18 protein-coding genes are annotated in these 18,432 nt (G+C 72.4%); 10 read left to right on the top strand and 8 right to left on the bottom strand.

Annotation, left to right across the window (positions count from 1 at the left end; translation table 11 throughout):
• The first annotated feature begins 46 nt into the window (after positions 1–46).
• The 6 genes from BUE41_RS17125 (at position 47) to BUE41_RS17100 (ending at position 5,429) form a co-directional block, all read left to right on the top strand.
• On the top strand, positions 47–469 hold the full coding sequence (locus tag BUE41_RS17125; protein WP_200803970.1) for a GNAT family N-acetyltransferase: 423 nt from the start codon (positions 47–49) through the stop codon (positions 467–469).
• 784 nt (positions 470–1,253) lie between these two features.
• Positions 1,254–2,162 (top strand): acyl-CoA thioesterase, encoded by a 909-nt coding sequence (locus BUE41_RS17120; RefSeq protein ID WP_407691677.1) that lies wholly within the window; start codon positions 1,254–1,256, stop codon positions 2,160–2,162.
• Between the two features lie 23 nt (positions 2,163–2,185).
• Positions 2,186–2,881 carry a dienelactone hydrolase family protein gene (locus BUE41_RS17115; protein ID WP_073458131.1) on the top strand — a complete coding sequence of 232 codons (696 nt, stop codon included), beginning with the start codon at positions 2,186–2,188 and terminating at the stop codon, positions 2,879–2,881.
• A 191-nt stretch (positions 2,882–3,072) separates the two neighbouring features.
• Positions 3,073–3,597 (top strand): OsmC family protein, encoded by a 525-nt coding sequence (locus BUE41_RS17110; protein WP_073458130.1) that lies wholly within the window; start codon positions 3,073–3,075, stop codon positions 3,595–3,597.
• Between the two features lie 24 nt (positions 3,598–3,621).
• Positions 3,622–4,944 carry an O-acetylhomoserine aminocarboxypropyltransferase/cysteine synthase family protein gene (locus tag BUE41_RS17105; RefSeq protein WP_073458129.1) on the top strand — a complete coding sequence of 441 codons (1,323 nt, stop codon included), beginning with the start codon at positions 3,622–3,624 and terminating at the stop codon, positions 4,942–4,944.
• Positions 4,945–4,946: 2 nt separating this feature from the next.
• Positions 4,947–5,429, top strand: a complete 483-nt coding sequence (locus tag BUE41_RS17100) for a CoA-binding protein (protein ID WP_073458128.1) — start codon at positions 4,947–4,949, stop codon at positions 5,427–5,429.
• Here BUE41_RS17100 and BUE41_RS17095 read toward each other — a convergent pair whose 3' ends face one another.
• Positions 5,430–5,915 carry a hypothetical protein gene (locus BUE41_RS17095; protein WP_073458127.1) on the bottom strand — a complete coding sequence of 162 codons (486 nt, stop codon included), beginning with the start codon at positions 5,913–5,915 and terminating at the stop codon, positions 5,430–5,432.
• A 21-nt stretch (positions 5,916–5,936) separates the two neighbouring features.
• Entirely contained in the window at positions 5,937–7,100 is a 1,164-nt protein-coding gene (locus tag BUE41_RS17090; protein WP_073458271.1) for a DUF418 domain-containing protein, read from the bottom strand.
• A 94-nt stretch (positions 7,101–7,194) separates the two neighbouring features.
• Here BUE41_RS17090 and BUE41_RS17085 point away from each other — a divergent pair, with 94 nt between their 5' ends.
• Positions 7,195–8,190, top strand: a complete 996-nt coding sequence (locus tag BUE41_RS17085; RefSeq protein ID WP_073458126.1) for a malate dehydrogenase — start codon at positions 7,195–7,197, stop codon at positions 8,188–8,190.
• Between the two features lie 133 nt (positions 8,191–8,323).
• Here BUE41_RS17085 and BUE41_RS17080 read toward each other — a convergent pair whose 3' ends face one another.
• The gene (locus BUE41_RS17080; protein WP_073458125.1) at positions 8,324–9,076 is read right to left on the bottom strand and encodes an SDR family NAD(P)-dependent oxidoreductase; all 753 of its coding nucleotides are present in this window, start codon (positions 9,074–9,076) and stop codon (positions 8,324–8,326) included.
• Between the two features lie 146 nt (positions 9,077–9,222).
• Here BUE41_RS17080 and BUE41_RS17075 point away from each other — a divergent pair, with 146 nt between their 5' ends.
• Complete coding sequence (locus BUE41_RS17075; protein ID WP_073458270.1) at positions 9,223–9,579, top strand: MerR family transcriptional regulator; 357 nt, start codon at positions 9,223–9,225, stop codon at positions 9,577–9,579.
• Between the two features lie 81 nt (positions 9,580–9,660).
• On the opposite strand, the gene BUE41_RS17070 is transcribed toward BUE41_RS17075, so the two are convergent.
• The 5 genes from BUE41_RS17070 to BUE41_RS17050 form a co-directional block, all read right to left on the bottom strand.
• Positions 9,661–10,281: a type II toxin-antitoxin system prevent-host-death family antitoxin gene (locus tag BUE41_RS17070; RefSeq protein WP_073458124.1), complete on the bottom strand. Its 621-nt coding sequence runs from the start codon at positions 10,279–10,281 to the stop codon at positions 9,661–9,663.
• Complete coding sequence (treZ, locus tag BUE41_RS17065) at positions 10,278–12,023, bottom strand: malto-oligosyltrehalose trehalohydrolase (protein ID WP_073458123.1); 1,746 nt, start codon at positions 12,021–12,023, stop codon at positions 10,278–10,280. The genes BUE41_RS17070 and treZ overlap by 4 nt, the downstream gene beginning before the upstream one ends.
• 82 nt (positions 12,024–12,105) lie before the next feature.
• Positions 12,106–14,421 (bottom strand): malto-oligosyltrehalose synthase, encoded by a 2,316-nt coding sequence (gene treY, locus BUE41_RS17060; RefSeq protein WP_073458122.1) that lies wholly within the window; start codon positions 14,419–14,421, stop codon positions 12,106–12,108.
• A 24-nt stretch (positions 14,422–14,445) separates the two neighbouring features.
• Positions 14,446–16,593: a glycogen debranching protein GlgX gene (glgX, locus tag BUE41_RS17055; RefSeq protein WP_073458121.1), complete on the bottom strand. Its 2,148-nt coding sequence runs from the start codon at positions 16,591–16,593 to the stop codon at positions 14,446–14,448.
• 151 nt (positions 16,594–16,744) lie between these two features.
• A complete protein-coding gene (locus BUE41_RS17050) occupies positions 16,745–17,206 on the bottom strand; it encodes a PPOX class F420-dependent oxidoreductase (protein WP_073458120.1) in 462 nt (153 codons plus the stop codon).
• Positions 17,207–17,353: 147 nt separating this feature from the next.
• Here BUE41_RS17050 and BUE41_RS17045 point away from each other — a divergent pair, with 147 nt between their 5' ends.
• Both BUE41_RS17045 and BUE41_RS17040 read left to right on the top strand, forming a co-directional pair.
• Positions 17,354–17,779, top strand: a complete 426-nt coding sequence (locus BUE41_RS17045) for an HIT family protein (protein WP_073458119.1) — start codon at positions 17,354–17,356, stop codon at positions 17,777–17,779.
• A gap of 5 nt (positions 17,780–17,784) precedes the next feature.
• A complete protein-coding gene (locus BUE41_RS17040) occupies positions 17,785–18,426 on the top strand; it encodes a histidine phosphatase family protein (RefSeq protein ID WP_073458118.1) in 642 nt (213 codons plus the stop codon).
• The last annotated feature ends 6 nt before the right edge of the window (positions 18,427–18,432 follow it).

The following is an 18,432-nucleotide window of genomic DNA, read 5'->3' as shown; positions in this document are numbered from 1 at the left end:
CCGGGTCCGCCGGCTGACCGTCGCCGACACGGCCCTGCTGCGCCGGTTGCGGCTGGCCGCGCTGCGCAACGCCCCGACCGCCTTCGCGTCCACCTACGCGCGCGAGATCAGGCTCTCCGACGACGAGTGGCGGGCCCTCCTCGGCCCGGACCGCGCGTGGTTCGCCGCGGGTGAGGTCGGTCTGGCCGCCGGGCATCCGTCGTGGACCGGTGTGCCCGGCCGGGTCGACCTGGTCTCGATGTGGGTGCATCCCGATCACCGCGGCCGCGGCCTGGCCGGTGAGCTGGCCGCAGCGGTGCTCGGCTGGGCCCGCTCGGTGGGCGCGGCCGAGGTGGAGCTGTGGGTCGTGGACGGCAACGACGCCGCGGCCCGCGCCTACGCGAAGGCCGGGTTCGCCCCGACGGGCCGCAGCCAGCCACTGCCGAGCCACCCGGAGCTCACCGAGCGGGAGTGGTTGCTCCGGCTCTGATCACCTGGCCCTCTGATCACCTGGCCGCGCGGAGCCGCTCGCAGCGCTCTCCCCGGCCGCGCCGGACCGGGAGTGACAGTGCGCGACGGGGCCGGTCGATCATCGTGCCCGTCCTCTCCTGCCGCCCGCGGCGCAGCATCGGCCTGCGATCTCCTCGAGGACGCCGCGGCGGACCTCCACGACCCGGTCGGGCCCCAGGCCGGTCGCGTCGAACACACACGGTGGCGGATCGCGCACATCGCCAACCCGTCCTGAACCGCCGGCGCGCAGCGCGGGTGGGAGTCGGCGGGGATGCGTGCGTCGAGCAGCTCACGGAGCCCGAACCGGCCTGGTGCAGGTGCGTGCGCAGCTCGTTCAGCCGCTCGACGTGGCGCATCCCCTGGCTGATCCGCACCGGCGCGGGTTCGGTGTGTCGGGTGTTCGTGCAGCTGCGTCGTGTCGGATGCGCATCCCCTGGCTGATCCGTATCGGTGCGGGTTCGGTGTGTCGGGTGTTCGTGCAGCTGCGTCGTGTCGGATGCGCATCCCCTGGCTGATCCGTATCGGTGCGGGTTCGGTGTGTCGGGTGTTCGTGCAGCTGCGTCGTGTCGGATGCGCATCCCCTGGCTGATCCGTATCGGTGCGGGTTCGGTGTGTCGGGTGTTCGTGCAGCTGCGTCGTGTCGGATGCGCATCCCCTGGCTGATCCGTATCGGTGCGGGTTCGGTGTGTCGGGTGTTCGTGCAGCTGCGTCGTGTCGGAAGCGCCTCGGTGCGGGGCCGGCGTTCTCGTGCGGCTGTCAGACTGATCGACGTGACCGACTCCGTGCCCCCCGAGTACCTCGCGGTCGACGGTGTGCCGCGCGGGCAGTACGCGCTGGACCGCCTCGTGCGCCTGCTCGACCTGGAGCGGCTGGAGGTCAACCTCTTCCGCGGATACAGCCCGGCGCACAGCCCGGTGCGGGTGTTCGGCGGGCAGGTGGCGGGCCAGGCGCTGGTGGCGGCTGGACGCACCGTCCCTCCGGACCGGATGGTGCACTCGCTGCACGCCTACTTCATCCGGCCCGGCGACCCCAGCGTGCCGATCATCTACGAGACCGAACGAGTGCGCGACGGGCGCTCGTTCACCACCCGTCGGGTGCTGGCCATCCAGCACGGCGAGGCGATCTTCTCCCTGGCGGCGTCGTTCCAGCTGCCGCAGGAGGGGCTGGAGCACACCGAGCCGCCGCCGCAGGGCGTGCCCGAACCCGAGTCGCTGATGGACCTCGGGCAGCGCGTGCTCGCGGGGGCCGACGTCAGCTGGATGGGCAAGGCCGAACGGCCGATCGACATCCGGTTCGTCGACGACCCGACGATCACCCGCGCCGAGCGCCCGGGGTCGGATGAGCCCGTGCACGTCTGGATGCGCGCCGACGGGACGCTGCCCGACAACCCGCTGCTGCACGTGTGCCTGCTGACCTTCGCAAGCGACCTGACCCTGCTCGGGTCGGTGCTGGCCCGGCACGGGAACGTGCCGGACACCGTGCAGATGGCCAGCCTCGATCACGCCATGTGGTTCCACCGACCGTTCCGCGCCGACGAGTGGTTCCTCTACACCTGCTACTCGCCCACGGCGTCCGGTTCGCGCGGCCTGGCCACCGGGAAGTTCACCACCCGAGACGGCACCCTCATCGCCACGACCGTCCAAGAGGGACTCGTGCGGCTCCCCGGCCGCTGACCAGGTCGGCTACCGTCCCCGGCGTGCAGACCGAGATCCGCTTCCCGGCGGGGAACACCACACTGCCCGGGGTGTTCACGCTGCCCGACGGCGAGGGTCCCTTCCCGGGCCTGGTGATGATCTACGAAGCGTTCGGGATGACGGACGAGATGAAGCGGGTGGCCCGCGATCTCGCCGCCGACGGCTACGCCACGGTCATCCCCGACCTGTTCGCCCGCGGTCTTGTGCGCCCGCTCTGCGTGGCCCGGGTGCTGCGCACCGTCTTCACCGGGCGCGGCCAGGCCCTCGACGACCTGGAGGCCGCTCGCCGCTGGTTCGCCGCCAGGCCGCAGATCGACGCGGACCGGATCGGCACCATCGGCTTCTGCATGGGCGGCAGCTTCGCGCTGCTGCTCGCCCGCACCGGCCTCTACAAGGTGAGCGCGCCGTTCTACAGCACCGCGGTGGACGTGCCGCGCGCCTGCCCGGTCGTGGCGAGCTACGGCGGCCGGGACCGCCTGACCCGCGGGGTGCCGGAGAAGCTCTCCGCCCAGCTCACCGCGCTCGGCGTGCCGCACGACGTCGAGGTCTACCCGGACGCCGGGCACTCGTTCTACACGCGGACCCCGGGGCTCATGGGCGAGCTGGCGAAGCGGTCGCCGCTGCGCGCGGAGTACCACGAGCCGAGCGCACAGGACGCGCACCGGCGGATCGTGACGTTCTTCCGCGAACACCTCTAGATCGGGCGGCCCCCCTTGCCCGGCGCTCGCCGATGCGTTACGACTGAGGGGTGCCGGTTCCGATCCTCCTGCTCGTGCGCCGCCGGCACGTCGACTTCGCACTGGTCGCCAGCTGCGCGTGTCCGGGTTCCCGCTGATCATCCCGACCCAGCACCCGACACCCGTACTCATCGACCACCCGGAGTCTTCTCATGTCTTCTGCTGCCCCGACCCGTGACGAGGCCCTGCGCGCGATCGTCTCCGCCACCACGACCGCCGTGACCGACGACCCCGCCAAGGGCCACGTCGTGTTCCGCGTGAACGGCACCGGCGGCGAGGGCGTCCGCACGCACGTCCGGATCAACGGCCACAGCCTCCTCGTCGACGAGCCGCCGGCGCTCGGCGGTGAGGACGCCGCTCCCAACCCCGTCGAGACCGCGCTGGCCGGGCTGCTGTCCTGCCAGGTCGTCACCTACCGCTTCTGGGCTGCCGAGCTGGGCATCCCCCTCGACGACATCACGATCGACGTCGAGGGCGATCTCGACGTGCGCGGCTTCTTCGGCGCCGACGACTCGGTGCGGCCCGGTTTCGGCGAGGTCCGCGTCGTCGTCACGCTGTCCGGCCCGGCGGGGGAGGAGCGCTACCGCGAGCTCGCCGCCACCGTGGACGCGCACTGCCCGGTGCTGGACCTGTTCCGCAACCCGACCCCCGTGACCACCACCCTGCGTGTGGCCTGAGTCCCGGAAAGGCAGGATGGAGGCATGAGCGATCGCCCGGGAGCCGATGAGCGGCCCGTCGACCGGCAGTGGGGGTTCCGCACCCGCGCCGTCCACGCGGGGGCGGTGCCCGACTCCGCGACCGGCGCCCGGGCCACGCCCATCTACCAGTCCACGAGCTTCGTCTTCAACGACACCACCGACGCCGCGACGCTGTTCGCCCTGCAGAAGTACGGCCTGATCTACAGCCGGATCGGCAACCCGACGGTGTCGGTGTTCGAAGAGCGCATCGCCAGCCTGGAAGGCGGCCTCGGTGCGGTCGCCACCGCCAGCGGGCAGGCCGCGGAGTTCCTGACCTTCGCGGCGCTCGCCGGCGCGGGCGACCACATCGTGGCCGCCGCCGGCCTCTACGGCGGCACGATCACCCAGCTCGACGTCACGCTGCGCCGGTTCGGCGTCGACACGGTGTTCGTGCCGGGCGGGCGGCCCGAGGACTTCGCCGCCGCGATCACCCCGCGCACCAAGCTGGTGTTCGCCGAGGTGGTGTCCAACCCGTCGGGCGAGGTCGCCGACATCGCCGGGCTCGCCGAGGTCGCGCACGACGCGGGCATCCCGCTGGTCGTCGACTCGACGATCGCCACCCCCTACCTGTGCCGGCCGATCGAGCACGGCGCCGACATCGTGATCCACTCGGCGACGAAGTTCATCGGCGGGCACGGCACCACGATCGGCGGCATCGTCGTCGAGGCGGGCCGGTTCGACTGGGGCAACGGCAAGTTCCCGCTGATGACCGAGCCCGTCCCGTCGTACGGCGGGCTGAACTGGTGGGGCAACTTCCAGGAGTACGGGTTCCTCACCAAGCTGCGCGCCGAGCAGCTGCGCGACATCGGCGCCACGCTGTCGGCGCACTCGGCGTTCCTGCTGCTGCAGGGCGTCGAGACGCTGCCGCAGCGGATGGACGCGCACGTGGAGAACGCCCGCATCGTCGCCGAGTGGCTGGCCGCCGATCCCCGCGTCACGTACGTGAACTGGGCGGGCCTGCCGGACCACCCGCACCACGAGCGGGCGAAGACGTACCTGCCGAAGGGCCCCGGCGCGGTGTTCTCCTTCGGCGTCGTCGGCGGCCGGGAGGCCGGGCAGCGGTTCATCGAGTCGGTGCAGCTGGCCAGCCACCTCGCCAACATCGGCGACGCGCGCACGCTGGTCATCCACCCGGCGTCGACCACCCACCAGCAGCTGTCCGACGAGCAGCTGCGCGACGCCGGCGTGCCGCCGGACCTGGTGCGCATCAGCGTCGGTCTGGAGGACCCGGACGACATCCTCTGGGACCTGGACCAGGCGCTCGCCGCTGCCACGAAGGAGTCGTGACCATGGGCTGGGAGAACCCGCCGGCGGTCCGCCGCCAGCAGATCCTGCGCGCCACCCGCACGGTCGCCGTCGTGGGCGCTTCGCCGAACCCGGCGCGGGCCAGCAACTTCGTGGCCACCTACCTGCTGGCCAGCACGTCGTACGACGTGTACTTCGTCAACCCCAACGCCTCCGAGATCCTCGGGCAGCCCGTCTACAAGACGCTGGCCGACCTGCCGGTCGTGCCGGACCTGGTGGACGTCTTCCGCCGCAAGGAGGACCTGCCCGGCGTGCTCGACGAGGTGCTGGCGCTGGGGGAAGGCGTGCGCACGTTCTGGCTGCAGTTCGGGCTGTGGGACGAAGACGTCGCGCGCCGGGCCGAGGCCGCTGGGCTGGAGGTCGTCATGGACCGCTGCCTGAAGGTGGAGCACGCCCGGTTCCACGGCGGCCTGCACCTGGCCGGGTTCAACACCGGTGTGATCAGCTCGCGGCGGCGCGCCGGCTGATCACGGCAGGACCCCGGACACCAGCCACGCGAGCACCGCGAGCGGCGCGGCGCCCAGCACGAGCTGCCAGAACCGTGCGGCGCGCCGACGCAGCGCGAGCCACAGCGCCACCGCGGCCGTGATCGCGAGCCCGGTGAACACCGCCACCTCGGCGGGCGAGCGCGCCAGGGCGAGCGAGAGCACGAGACCGGCCACCCACCACACCGCCGTGGCGGCGAGCATCTTCGGGAACCCGGCGCCGGGGCGCGGTCCGGGGGCGAGGTCCGGTGGCGGTGCGGCTGGGTAGGGCGGCGCTCCGGGCATCGGTGCGTGCGGCGCCAGGCCCTCGGGCACCCGCTGATAGCCGGGCCGCGGCGGCGCCGGATCGGGTTCCGGCGCGGGTTCGTCGGCCGGGTGGTAGCCCGGCGCGCCCGCCCACGACGGCGGGTCGGTCCGGTCACCGCCGGTCTGGTCACCGTCGATCCGGTCATCGTCGGGGCGGCTCATGGCGGGCACCGTAGCGCGGCGTCAGCGGTGCGGGCCGTACGTCAGTCGGCGCAGCAGCACCTCGGCCGGGCCGCGCGTCCCGCGCCGCTCGCTGACGTCGGCGATGACGAGGATGACCAGCCACGCGCTGAACCCGATCAGCGCCGCCTGCCACAGCCCGATCCGCGAGCCGACGCCGAACGTCCACGCCGGGAGGAAGGCGAAAGCCACCGACTGGGCGAGGTAGCAGGACAGCGACCGGCGGCCGCAGGCCAGCAGCGCCCCGCTCACCGCGCCGCCGCCGGTGGCGGTGACCCGGATCGCGAGCAGCCCGAACGCGGCGGCGTAGCCGATCCCGCCGAGGTAGCCGCCGAACCCGTGCGCGATGCCCGCGAGCAGGACGACACCGAGGTCCGGGTGCCACAGCTGGGCGCCCATCAGCGCCAGCGGCAGCCCGAGCAGAGCGGCACCGGCGATCCCGAGCACCGCCGCCCGCACGAGCAGCGCGCGGTGGCGCTGCGGATCGTCGAGGACCCCGGTCCGGGCGGCGACGACGCCGATCGCGACCGGCCCGAGCAGGCTCGCGGCCTGCAGCGGCGTGCTCGACGTGCCCCACTCGGCGAGGCGGATCAGCGCGGCCGTGAACGGGTCCGGTTCCGTCATCGAGGCGAGGAACGCATCCCCGGGAACGGGCACGCCGCTACCGGCGTAGACCAGCGACATCACGGCGATCGCCGCACCCGCGAGGACCTTCAGCGCGCGGTCGGACGCACGGACCAGCGGACCGGCCAGCAGCAGCGCCAGCAGGCCGTACGCGCCGACGATGTCGCCCGACCACAGCAGCGCGGCGTGGCCGGCCCCGATGAGGATCAGCCACGCGCCGCGGCGGCGCACGATGTGCACGACCCGGGCGGCGGGTGCACCGGCGGCGAAGCGGCGTCGCGCCAGCTGGGTGACGCCGTAGCCGAACAGCAGCCCGAAGAGCGGATACGCCCGCCCGTCGACGAACATCAGCTGGACGAGCACCACCACTCGGTCGGCGGGGGAGAGTTCGGCCGGGTAGCCGCGCGGGCCGATCGGCGCGCCGTAGAGGTAGACGTGGACGTTCGCGAGCGCGATGAGCAGCAGCATGCCGCCGCGCGCGAGATCGGGAGCCGGGCGGCGCTCGGCGAGCGGAGTCGCACCGAGGTCGGGCGATACGGCCATCGCGCCACCGTAGCGGCGGATGTGATCCACCCCGTAACGCGAAACGTGCTCCCCGTCGCAGCGCGGTGACATCGAGAGGATTAACCTGCGCCTCGTGTCTACGTCGACAGCCACCCCCGTCACCGTCACCGTCACCGGAGCCGCCGGCCAGATCGGCTACGCGCTGCTCTTCCGCATCGCTTCCGGCCAGCTGCTCGGGGCCGACGTCCCCGTCACGCTGAACCTGCTGGAGATCCCGCAGGCGGTGAAGGCGGCGGAGGGCACCGCGATGGAGCTCGACGACTGCGCGTTCCCGCTGCTGCGCGGCATCAACATCTACGACGACGCCAAGAAGGCGTTCGAGGGCTGCAACGTGGCGCTGCTCGTCGGTGCCCGGCCGCGCACCAAGGGCATGGAGCGCGGTGACCTGCTCGAGGCCAACGGCGGCATCTTCGCCCCGCAGGGCAAGGCGATCAACGACGGGGCGGCCGACGACATCCGCGTGCTGGTCGTGGGCAACCCGGCCAACACCAACGCGCTCATCGCCCAGCACGCCGCTCCCGACGTGCCGGCCGAGCGGTTCACCGCGATGACCCGCCTCGACCACAACCGCGCGATCGCGCAGCTGGCGAAGAAGCTGAACGTGCCCCTGACCGAGATCAAGAAGATGACGATCTGGGGCAACCACTCCGCCACCCAGTACCCGGACCTCTACAACGCCGAGGTCGGCGGCAAGATCGCCGCGGAGCAGGTCGACGAGACCTGGCTGAAGGAGGAGTTCATCCCGACCGTCGCCAAGCGCGGCGCGGCCATCATCGAGGCCCGCGGTGCGTCGTCGGCGGCGTCGGCGGCGAACGCGGCCATCGACCACGTCTTCGACTGGGTCAACGGCACCCCTGAGGGCGACTGGACCTCCGCGGCGATCCCGTCCGACGGCTCCTACGGCATCCCCGAGGGCATCATCTCGTCCTTCCCTGTGGTGTCGAAGAACGGGAAGTGGGAGATCGTCCAGGGCCTGGAGATCAACGAGTTCTCCCGGCAGAAGATCGACGCGAGCGTCGCGGAGCTGCTCGAGGAGCGCGACGCGGTCAAGTCGCTCGGCCTGATCTGAGCCATCCCTGGCCCGGCCCCGGCCACCGGTAGGTGGTCGGGGCAGAGCCATGCCCGGGTTGCTGCGCCGAGAACGAAGCTGGGGCGTTTTCGAATCGTTTCGGTCCTCGGTAACGTCGTTCTCGACATCGCACTCACCGCAACCCGAATCCGCCGTCCACGCCGAGTACCTGGCCGGTGATCCAGCCGGCGGCGGGGTCGGCGAACGCCACCACCCAGCGGGCCACGTCCTCGGGCGTCCCGCGCCGGCCGAGCGGCACCCGGCTGCGCTCCACGGCCTTGATCCGTTCGATCACTTCGTCGGGCAGCCCGGTGCGGGCCAGCGCCTCGCTCTCCGTGGGGCCGGGGGCGATCGCGTTCACCCGGACCCCGCGGTCGGCGAGCTCGAGCGCCCAGCTGCGGGTGAGCTGCTCCAGTGCGGCCTTGCTGGCGCCGTACAGGCTCGCGCCAGGCGCAGGCCGGGAACCGAAGCTGCTGGACACGTTGACGATCGCGCCGCGGGCGGCGGCCAGGTGCGGCAGCGCGGCCTTCGCCAGCAGCGCGGGCGCGAGGATGTTGGTGCGCCAGACCTGCTGCGCGGCGTCCTCGTCGATCTCCTCCAGCGGAGCGGGGACGAGGATCGCGGCGTTGTTGACCAGGACGTCGAGCCGACCGTGCGCCTCCACGGCGGCGTCGACGGCCGCTTCCGCTCCGGCCGTGGTGCTCACGTCGGCGACGAGGTGGCGGATCCCGGGGTGCGCCGCGGCGGTGTCCCGCAGCGGCTGCTCCCGGCGGCCGACCACGAGGACGTCGTGCCCGGCGGCGGCCAGGGCCAGCGCCGCCGCCCGGCCGATGCCTGAGCCACCGCCGGTGACCAGCGCGGTCCGAGGTGTGGAGTCTGCGGTCATGACCCGGACGCTAGGACCCTGCCACTGGTGGCAGGGTCAAGTAGCGAGATCAAGTTGCAGGGTCAATGGCAAGGTCGAGTGGCAGGATCAAGGGCAAGGTCGAGTGGCAAGGTCGAGTCGACCTCGCGTCGGGAAGGGCGGTGATCATGCGGATCGGCGAGCTGGCCGAGCGCACCGGGGTGAGCCAGCGCTCGCTGCGGCACTACGAGCAGCACGGGCTCCTGCACTCGACGCGGACCGCCAACGGCTGGCGCGACTACGACGAGCCCGCCGTCCGCCGGGTCCGCGCCATCACCGCCCTGCTCGCGAGCGGGCTCAACCTCGCCGACGTCGCCCGTCTCTCTCCGTGCCTCGACGCTGTTCCCGGCGAGCCCTGCGCGGATCCCGAGCCGGCGCGGCGCACCTACGCCGAACGCCTCGCCGCGCTCGACCGGCGGATCACCGAGCTGCACCGCCGCCGTGCGGAACTGGCCCGCACGATGAACGCCCTGGGTGAAACCTGAAAGCCGGGGTTCACGCCGAGAACGAAGTCGTGGTCGATCGAAACGATTCGAAATCGCCGGAACCTCGTTCTCGACGCGGCCTCACTTCCCCAGTCGCAGCTCCCGCACCAGCTCCACGAGCTCCTGCAGCCGCCGGTAGTCCGCGATGTCGACGATCGCGGCGACCGCCCGGCCGTCGTCGGTGAGCAGCGCAGGCCGCCCGGTGCGAGCCACCTCCCGCACGAGCGCCGCCGCCCGTGGGCCCAGCCGCTCCAGGCCGTGCGCGGCCGCTTCCTCGTCCAGCTCGCCCAGGGGATCGACGCCGGTCCTCCCCGTCGACCCGAGCAGCGCCCGCAGGTCGGCCCGCGCGACCGCCCCATCCGACCGGGCCACGTCCACGGCGATCACCGGGGCGATCCGCCGCAGCGCATCGACGGTACCCGGTTGAGCGAGATCGTGCCGCCCCTCCCGACAGCCGGTGATCACGGCGTCCGGCCGCAGGGCGGCCACCCGCGCGGCGTCGGGCCGGCGGGCCTCGCCCACCGACGGCACGTCACCGAGCCGCCCGGCGCACCCGACGACGGCTGCCCCGATCTCGAGCAAGAGCGCGCCCACCGAGGGATCGCTCGCCACGACCCGCCGGACGGGCCCGCGCAGCGGCACCGGGGCGCCCGTCGCGTCGACGAACGTGCGCCCGCCGCCGAACGCCGGGCCGATGCTCATGCCACCATCACCACCGCGAACCGCTCCGGCCCCATCGTGATCGCGTCACCGAGCGCCTCCACCGGCTCCGAGGCCAGCAGGATCCGCTCGATCCGCTGCCCCAGCTCGAGGGTGACCTCGGCCTGCCCCAGGTTGCACAGCAGCCGCAGCCGCCCGCGGTGCAGCACCACCGTGCGGTCCCCAGTGCCCTCGGAGACGTCCACCTCGACGTCGTCCAGCCACGGGTCGGACAGCTCGGGGAACCGCTTCCGCAGCGCGATCAGCTCGATGTACAGCTGCAGCAGGGTGGCGTGCGGCTCCTGGTTCAGCTCGTCCCAGTCGAGTTTCGAGTCGCGGAACGTCGCCTCGTCGTTCGGGTCGGGTACCTCGACGTCGCCCCAGCCGTGCTCGGCGAACTCCGCGAACCGCCCCTCCCGCACGGCGTTGCGCAGGTTCTCGTCGGGGAAGTACGAGAAGAACTGCCACGGGGTGCGCGCGCCCCACTCCTCACCCATGAACAGCATGGGGGTGAACGGTGAGCACATCAGCAGCGCCGCTCCGCACGCCAGCAGACCGGGGGAGAGGGTGTGGGTGAGCCGGTCGCCGGTGGCGCGGTTGCCGATCTGGTCGTGGTTCTGCAGGTAGGCGACGAACCGGTGACCGGGGATGCGCCGGGTGTCGACCGGGGCGCCGTGGTTGCGCCGCCGGAAGCTCGACCAGGTGCCCTCGTGCAGGAACGCGCGGGTGAACACGTGCGCGAGCCCGGCGAGATCGGCCGCGGCGAAGTCCGCGTAGTAGCCCTGCGACTCCCGGGTGAGCACTGCGTGCAGGCTGTGGTGGACGTCGTCGCACCACTGCGCGGTCAGCCCGTAGCCACCGCCCTCCCGCGCGGTGATCAGCTTCGGGTCGTTCAGGTCCGACTCGGCGATCAGCGACAGCGGCCGCCCGAGGTGCACCGACAGCGCCTCCACCTCGACGGCCAGCTGCTCCAGCAGGTGCTGGGCGCGGGTGTCGCGCAGCGCGTGCACCGCGTCGAGCCGCAGCGCGTCGACGTGGAAGTCGCGGAACCACATCAGCGCGTTGTCGATGATGTAGCGGCGCACCACCTCCGAGCCCGGCCCGTCGAGGTTGACGGTCGGGCCCCAGATGTTGTTGCCGGCGAAGTACGGCCCGAACCGGTCGAGGTAGGCGCCGGACGGACCGAGGTGGTTGTAGACGACGTCCAGGCAGACGCCCAGCCCGCGCACGTGGCAGGCCTCCACGAACCGCTTGAACGCGTCCGGCCCGCCGTAGTTCTCGGTGACCGCGTACCAGCCGACGCCGTCGTAGCCCCAGTTGCGCGGCCCGTCGACGGCGTTGACCGGCAGCACCTCGACCATGTCGATGCCCAGCCGCACCAGGTGGTCGAGCTTCTCGATCGCCGCGTCGAACGTTCCCTCGGGGGTGAACGTGCCGATGTGCATCTCGTAGAGCACGCTGCCGGCCAGCTGCTTCCCGGTCCAGCCGAGATCGGCCCACAGGTGCGCGTTCTGGTCGTAGACGCGCGACGCACCGTGCACGCCGTTCGGCTGCCACAGCGACCGCGGATCGGGCAGCGGATCGGGCTCGTCGTCGAGCAGGAACGCGTACGCGCTACCCGGTCCGGCGTCGGCGACGGAGGCGTGCCACCAGCCGGCGCCGTCGCGCCGCATGGGGTACGCCGTTCCGTCGACGAGTACCTGAACCTTCTCCCGCGCAGGGGCCCACACCGCGAAGTCCGTCACCCCGTGATCGTGCCGAACGCTCGCCGCCCGCGCTCGCCAGGGGGCGGTGTGCGCGACGGCGGTCGAGTGCGGGCCGGTGCGCTCAGAGCGGGCGGGCCAGCAGCGCCACCGGGTAGCGGCGCAGCAGCTCGGCCAGCCGCGGGCAGCTGCCCGCCACCGGCTCGTCGGTGATCATGTCGTGCCAGTCGTCGGCGCCGCCGGGCAGCGGCAGGACGGTGTCGCCCCAGCCGCCGCGCCGCTCCAGCCCCACCGGCAGCCGGGTAGCCACGGCGACCAGGTGGGACGAGCGCGCGAACGCGACCGCGTGCTCGGCCGCCTCGCCCTCCGCGTACACGGGCCGGTATCCGGTGAACACCTCGGGCCGGAACCGGCGCAGCCGCAGTGCGGTGGCCGTGACCAGCAGCTTCGCCGCGCCGGACGCGTCGATCTCGGGCAGTTCGCCGGCGTCGATGCGGTCCAGCAGCTCCGTGCGCCGCGCCCAGTCGACCGGGCGCCGGTTGTCCGGGTCGACGAGCGAGTACTCGAACAGCTCGGTGCCCTGGTACACGTCGGGCACCCCCGGCCCGGCGATCTGCAGCAGCTTCTGCGCCAGCGAGTTCGACCAGCCCGGCCCGGCGATGCGCGCCACGAACTCCTCGATCTCGGCCACCAGCTCCGCATCGGCGAGCACCTCGCCCGGCCAGGCCGCGATCTGCTCGTCGGCTTCCTCCGACGGCTCGACGTGGCTGGTGACGAGCTTGGCCTCCTTCGACGCCTTGCGCAGGTAGTCGACCAATCGCTGCTCGGGGATCGGCCAGGCCCCGACGACGGTCTGCCAGGCCAGCAGCTCCAGCGAGCGCTCGGGCAGCGGGTGCCGGGCGGCCCAGCGGCGCATCCGCTCGATCCACTCCCCGGGGATCTCCGCGAGCACCGCCAGCCGCGCCCGCACGTCCTCGGAGCGCTTGGTGTCGTGCGTCGACAGCGTGGTCATCGTGGCCGGCCACGACGCCGCGCGGGCGGCCTGGGCGGCGTGGAACTCGGCGAGGGAGCAGCCGAACCGGTCCGGTGCCCCGCCGACCTCGTTGAGCGCGATGAACCGGTTCCAGCGGTAGAACGCGGTGTCCTCCACGCCCTTGGCCATCACCATGCCGGACGTCTGCTGCACGCGGGTGGCCAGCGGCCCGTCCGGGTCGGTGACCATCCCGGCGTGGATGGCGCGCAGGACGTCGGCCAGGTCGGGGCGGCGCACCCGGGCCGCCGACACGGCGACGTCCAGCGCCTCCCGCCCCTCCGGCAGGTACGAGCGGTACACCGGGTAGCAGGCCAGCAGCTCCGCGACGGCCTCCCGGTTGCGCTCGATCCCGTCCGCGGTGCCGTCGTCGGGCAGCAGCGCGGCGATCCGGCGGACCTCGGCCTCCAGGATCGTGCGCGCCACCTCCAGCTTGGCGTCGTGCTCGACCGTGTGCAGAGCCTGCTTGCCGCCGGTGTGCTCGGCGGCGAACTGGGTGAGCAGCCCCGCGCCGGACGGGTCGACCAGCACCGCTTGGATCTCGCGCAGCGCCTCGTACCCGGACGTGCCGTCGACCGGCCACGACGTCGGCAGCTGCTCGCCGGGGCCCAGGATCTTCTCCACCAGCAGCCAGCGGTCCGGGCCGAGCGCCGCCCGCAGCCGCCGCAGGTAGCCGCCGGGATCGGCCAGCCCGTCCGGGTGGTCGACGCGGATGCCGTCGACGTCGCCCTCGGCCACCCAGCGCAGGATCTCCCGGTGGGTCGCCTCGAACACCTCCGGGCGCTCCACCCGCACCGCCGCCAGCGCGGAGACGTCGAAGAAACGCCGGTAGTTCAGCTCCGCCGCGCCGCGTTTCCACGAGGCGAAGCGGTAGTGCTGGCGCTCGTGCACCTCCTGCGGGGTGCCGCCGCCGGTGCCGGGGGCGACGGGCGCGGCGTGCTCGTAGTAGTGCAGCTCGGTGCCGTCGGGGGAGAGGGTCAGTTCGGCGAGCGCCTTCTCCTCGTCCGCGTCCAGCACCGGCAGCAGGATCGGTCCGGCCGACCAGTCGATGTCGAAGAAGTCCGCGTACGGCGACTCGCGCCCGAGCCGCAGCACGTCCCACCACCACGGATTGATCTTCGGTACCTGGACGCCGACGTGGTTGGGCACGATGTCGAGCACGAACCCCATGCCGTGGCTGCGCACCGCGTCGAGCAGCGCGCGCCTGCCCTGTTCGCCGCCGCGCTCGGCGGACGTCCGGGTGGGGTCGACGACGTCGTAGCCGTGGTTGGACCCGGGACCCGCCTCCAGCAACGGCGACGCGTACAGCGCCCCGACGCCCAGCGCGTGCAGGTACGGCAGCAGCTGTACGGCGTCGGCGAAGGTCTGGTCCTTCGAGAACTGGTAGCGGTAGGTCGAGCTCGGGACCACGGGCGGGCTCCTGCGGGTCGGGGCCTAGTTGAGGCGCTGGAGGACGAGGAGGGAGCGGGCGCCGACGGACACCGTGGCCCCACCGGGGTACGTCACCGGATCCTTGCCCGCCGAACCCCGGGCTTGCGTGAGGGTGACGACAGTGCCCTCCGCCGTGTCGACCACCACCGCCCACGTCCGGCCGTAGCCGGGCGGGAGGGTGACGTCGATGTCCTCGTAGTGGGCGTTGAACGCCACGAGGAACGAGTCGTCGACGACCTTGTTGCCGCGTGGATCGGGCTCGGTGATGCCGTCGCCGTTGAGGAACGCGGTGACGCACTTGCCGAAGCCGGAGTCCCAGTCCTGCTCGGTCATCTCCTCGCCGGACGGGGTGAACCAGGCGATGTCGGGTAGCGCGTTGCCGCGGCTGCGGGCGATGGGGCGGCCGTCGAAGAACCGGCGGCGGCGGAACACCGGGTGCGCGGCGCGCAGCGCCACCATGTCCGAGGTGAACTCGAGCAGTTCGGAGTTCTTCGTGGCCTGCGTCCAGTCCACCCAGGACAGCTCGTTGTCCTGGCAGTAGACGTTGTTGTTGCCCTGCTGGGTACGGCCGAGCTCGTCGCCGTGCAGCAGCATCGGCACGCCCTGGGAGAGCATCAGCGTGGCGATGAAGTTGCGCTGCTGGCGGGCCCGCAGGGCCAGGACGCCCTCGTCGTCGGTCGGGCCCTCCACCCCGCAGTTCCACGAGCGGTTGTGGCTCTCACCGTCGTTGCCGCCCTCGCCGTTGGCCTCGTTGTGCTTCTCGTTGTACGAGACGAGGTCGGCGAGGGTGAACCCGTCGTGCGCGGTGACGAAGTTGATCGACGCGTACGGGCGGCGGCCGTCGTTCTGGTAGAGGTCGGAGCTGCCGGTCAGCCGGGAGGCGAACTCGCCGAGCGTGCCCGGCTCGCCGCGCCAGAAGTCGCGCACGGTGTCGCGGTACTTGCCGTTCCACTCCGACCACAGCGGCGGGAAGTTGCCCACCTGGTAGCCGCCGGGCCCGACGTCCCACGGCTCGGCGATGAGCTTCACCTGGCTGATCACGGGGTCCTGCTGCACCAGGTCGAAGAACGCCGACAGGCGGTCGACGTCGTAGAACTCCCGCGCCAGCGTGGAGGCCAGGTCGAACCGGAACCCGTCCACGTGCATCTCGGTCACCCAGTAGCGCAGCGAGTCCATGATCAGCTGCAGGGTGTGCGGGTTGCGGACGTTCAGCGAGTTCCCGGTGCCCGTGTAGTCCATGTAGTACCGCCGGTCGTCCTCGACCAGGCGGTAGTAGGCGGCGTTGTCGATGCCGCGCATCGACAGCGTCGGGCCCATGTGGTTGCCCTCGGCGGTGTGGTTGTAGACGACGTCGAGGATCACCTCGATGTCGGCGTCGTGCAGGTCGCGGACCATCGCCTTGAACTCGTGCACCTGCGCACCGGGTCTGCTGCCCGCGGTCGCGTAGGCGTGGTGCGGGGCCAGGTAGGCGATGGTGTTGTAGCCCCAGTAGTTCGACAGGCCCTTCTGCTGCAGGTGGTGGTCGTTGAGGAACTCGTGCACCGGCATCAGCTCGATGGCGGTGATCCCGAGCCGCTTGTAGTGCTCGATCATCACTGGGTGCGCGAGGCCGGTGTAGGTGCCGCGCAGCTCGGGCGGCAGCCCCGGGTGCTGCATGGTCAGCCCGCGCACGTGCGCCTCGTAGATCACCGTCTCGTGGTAGGGGACGCGCGGGGCGCGGTCGGTGCCCCAGTCGAAGAACGGGTTCACCACCACCGACTTCGGCACGTACGGTGCCGAGTCGGCGTCGTTGCGCTCGTCGGGGGAGCCGAACCGGTAGCCGAACACCGCCTCGTCCCACTCCACGGGGCCGGACAGCGCCTTGGCGTAGGGGTCGATGAGCAGCTTCGCCGGGTTGCACCGGTGGCCCGACGCCGGGTCGTAGGGGCCGTGCACGCGGTACCCGTAGCGCTGGCCGGGCTCGATGCCCGGCAGGTAGCCGTGCCAGACGAAGCCGTCGACCTCGGTCAGCTCCACCTGCTCCTCGTTGCCGTCCTCGTCGAACAGGCAGAGCACGACGCGGTCGGCGACCTCGGAGAACAGCGCGAAGTTGGTACCGGAGCCGTCGTAGCTGGCGCCGAGCGGGTAGGCGTGGCCGGGCCACGGCCGCATGGGGTCCTCCGAGTGGTCAACAGGTCAGCGGGCCCGGCGGGAACCGTCGAAGGTACCTACCGAGCCCGTCGGGAGAGGTTACCGGTGGGAACACTGGCGGATCGGAGCAGCGGATCGGAGCGGCGGACCGGAACGACGGACCAGAGCCGCGTCACGCCAGCCGCGGCGGGAACCCGCCGGTGGCGATCGGCCCCCAGCGCTGCGGCGTGATGCGGATCAGCGCCTTGCCCTGCTCCACCATCGCCTCCCGGTACTCGGCCCAGTCCGGGTGCTCGCCGGAGATCACCCGGAAGTACTCGACGAGGGGTTCCAGCGCGTCCGGCAGCGTGACCAGCTCCGCGGTGCCGTCGACCTGCACCCACGGGCCGGCGAACTGATCGGACAGCGCGATCACCGAGGCCCGCCCGTCGCGGGCGACGTTGCGCGCCTTCGCCCGCTCCGGGTAGGTGGCGATCACGATCCGGCCGTCGCCGTCCACGCCGGCCGTGACCGGTGAACCCTGGATCCCGCCGTCCCTGCGGTGGGTGAGCAGGATCATGCGGTGCCGGTCGCGCAGGAACTCCAGCAGGCCGGTGCGATCGACCTCGGTGGTGGTGGCGATGGTCCGTCCCATGCCACGAACCCTAGGCCGAAGGAGTGGTGACCGGGCTCACTTCGGTACGCAGCCTGCTGCTCCGGCCCGCTCGGCGGAGCCCGCATCCCCGCTGCGCAGCGGGCCCGCCCCGTGTCCGCGGTGCCGTCGCGATGGCAGGATCGCAGGGTGACCACGATCTTCACCAGGATCATCGAGGGCGAGCTGCCCGGCGACTTCGTCTGGTCCGACGACCGCTGCGTCGCGTTCCTCTCGATCAACCCGCTGGGCCCGGGCCACACGCTGGTGGTGCCGCGGCAGGAGGTCGACCACTGGCTCGACGCGGAGCCGGACCTGATGGCCCACCTCACCACGGTCGCGCACACCATCGGCACGGCGATGCGCACGGTGTACTCCCCGCCGCGGGTGGGGCTGATCGTCGCCGGGTTCGAGGTGCCGCACCTGCACGTCCACGTCTTCCCGGCGAAGGACATGACGGCGTTCGACTTCGCCAACGCCGCGCCGAGCGTCGACCGCGCCGAACAGGCTCGCCACCGCGAGTCGCTGCGGTCCGCGCTGCGCGCGGCCGGGCACGGCGCCCACGTCCCGGACTGAGCCGCATGCACCTGGTCCTCGTCCGGCACGCGCTCCCCGAGCGGATCGACCCGGACGCCGTCGATCCGCGCACCGGCAAGGCCGATCCGGGTCTCACCGAGCTGGGGCGGCGGCAGGCCGAGCGGCTGGCGAAGGCGCTCGCCGAGCCCGCCCCGGACGCCGTCTACACGAGCACGATGACGCGGGCGGTCGAGACGGCCGCCCCGCTCGTCGACGCGCTCGGCACCACCGCGGTCGCGCGGCCCGACCTGTGCGAGTACGACGCCGAGGCCGGCTTCTACATCCCCGTCCACGAGATGGCCCGCTCCCACCCCGAGGTGTGGGAGCGGATGCGGGCGGGGCACCTGCCCCCGAGCGTGGACGTGCCCGCGTTCAGCGCCCGGGTCGGCGCCGCCATGGAGGAGATCATCGCCGCGCACCCGGGGCGGGCCACCGCGGTCGTCGTCGCGCACGCCGGGGTGATCAACGTGTACCTGGCGCGGCTGCTCGGCATCGACCGGCCGCTCGCGTTCCCCCTCGACTACACCGGCATCACCCGGGTGATCGCCTCCCGCGACGGACTGCGCAAGGTCCGCACCGTCAACGAGATCGCCCATGTGGCGGACCTGCTGGACCCGGTCGCCGGGAACCGCTGGTCCGGACGGTAGCCCCGC

Source organism: Pseudonocardia thermophila (assembly GCF_900142365.1).
Classification (GTDB): Bacteria; Actinomycetota; Actinomycetes; order Mycobacteriales; family Pseudonocardiaceae; genus Pseudonocardia; species Pseudonocardia thermophila.
Note: the sequence above shows the minus strand (reverse complement) of the source record. Positions and strands in the feature narration are given on the sequence as shown.

Bases quoted from the DNA above. Each gene is read 5' to 3' on its own strand.
- BUE41_RS17110 (WP_073458130.1), top strand. From the start codon at position 3,073: ATGTCTTCTGCTGCCCCGACCCGTGACGAGGCCCTGCGCGCGATCGTC.
- BUE41_RS17105 (WP_073458129.1), top strand. From the start codon at position 3,622: ATGAGCGATCGCCCGGGAGCCGATGAGCGGCCCGTCGACCGGCAGTGG.
- BUE41_RS17100 (WP_073458128.1), top strand. From the start codon at position 4,947: ATGGGCTGGGAGAACCCGCCGGCGGTCCGCCGCCAGCAGATCCTGCGC.
- BUE41_RS17095 (WP_073458127.1), bottom strand. From the start codon at position 5,915: ATGAGCCGCCCCGACGATGACCGGATCGACGGTGACCAGACCGGCGGT.
- BUE41_RS17090 (WP_073458271.1), bottom strand. From the start codon at position 7,100: ATGGCCGTATCGCCCGACCTCGGTGCGACTCCGCTCGCCGAGCGCCGC.
- BUE41_RS17080 (WP_073458125.1), bottom strand. From the start codon at position 9,076: ATGACCGCAGACTCCACACCTCGGACCGCGCTGGTCACCGGCGGTGGC.
- BUE41_RS17075 (WP_073458270.1), top strand. From the start codon at position 9,223: ATGCGGATCGGCGAGCTGGCCGAGCGCACCGGGGTGAGCCAGCGCTCG.
- BUE41_RS17070 (WP_073458124.1), bottom strand. From the start codon at position 10,281: ATGAGCATCGGCCCGGCGTTCGGCGGCGGGCGCACGTTCGTCGACGCG.
- glgX (WP_073458121.1), bottom strand. From the start codon at position 16,593: ATGCGGCCGTGGCCCGGCCACGCCTACCCGCTCGGCGCCAGCTACGAC.
- BUE41_RS17050 (WP_073458120.1), bottom strand. From the start codon at position 17,206: ATGGGACGGACCATCGCCACCACCACCGAGGTCGATCGCACCGGCCTG.
- BUE41_RS17040 (WP_073458118.1), top strand. From the start codon at position 17,785: ATGCACCTGGTCCTCGTCCGGCACGCGCTCCCCGAGCGGATCGACCCG.